This window comes from Lysinibacillus sp. CNPSo 3705 (assembly GCF_028674935.1).
In the GTDB taxonomy this organism is placed as follows: Bacteria; Bacillota; Bacilli; order Bacillales_A; family Planococcaceae; genus Lysinibacillus.
In genome coordinates, this window is sequence record NZ_JAQZSD010000170.1 from 1 (window position 1) to 1,039 (window position 1,039).

The window sequence follows — 1,039 nt, forward strand, 5'->3', positions numbered from 1 at the left end:
ATCTATAATAGAATACTTAGAAACTTTATCAAATATTGAAGAAGAAGAAATTGTAATAATTATTAACTTTAACGATGATGCAGAAACTTGTAAGAATTATTTGAATGAAAATGGTTATGATTTTGAGTTTATACCGCGCACGCCGATTGATGAAGGTCTAAATAATTCGTTTGTCTTACGATGTATATTAAATATGATTAACGATCCATTTTATTCAGTGTATAATCTATGTTTAGATTTGAATGTAGAGCTAGAGGATGAAACGAAACAAGTTGAATCTATAATAGAAGTATTAAGAAGTTCTATATTGGATTTTGATAATACTAAAAACAAATTAGACAAATTAACAGAAATAATTAATATACAATTAACTTCAGAGGAAATAAGTCGTTTTTATGAAACATATAGTGATAGAAGATATTGTATATCGTTTATAAAAAGCAAAAAAAAGCATAAGGTTATGACTGTTTTTGCAACTAAAGGTTTAGAGTTTGATAGGGTAATTGTAAGAGCAAGTGACTATGATTTTTCAACAAAAAATATATCTAATAATCATTATGTTGCTTTAACGAGGGCTAAAAAGCAGGTTATAATTATTGAACACGAAGAGTTTTATATAGAGTATTTAAATGAGATACTAGCTAAAAAGAGTATAAGTAACCTTGATGAAGTCGTTATTATAAAGTAATCTTGTCTCCGTAAAAAATTTTATAACCCTGCTATTTCCTGGTTAGTATATATTTATTGGAGGGGTGAAAACCCCTTCAAAGGTCTAATATATAAGCACTCTGTATAAGGTATGTAAGCATAGCCGGCGACTCCATTTTTACCAGCTTATAAACAGCGGTATATCAACGATCTTCGAGGTTAGGGATATTGAACGGGAGTGGAACTCTTGATCAGTATCCCTTTTCTTATCCCTATTTTTTAAAATTAATTTTGGATGTATTATAGATAAGTGGACATACCTCGGTTAAATCAATAGAATTAAACATAAGAGAGGACGTGTCCGACCATGAGTCAAAAAAAGTACAATAAA

The 1,039-nt window shown here is 29.1% G+C and carries 1 protein-coding gene; it reads left to right on the plus strand.

What is annotated here, in order from left to right; translation table 11 throughout:
- A partial coding sequence (locus tag PVA17_RS24825; RefSeq protein ID WP_274069353.1) for an ATP-binding domain-containing protein occupies positions 1 to 688 on the plus strand: 688 nt, incomplete at its 5' end.
- Between the last annotated feature and the right edge of the window lie 351 nt (positions 689 to 1,039).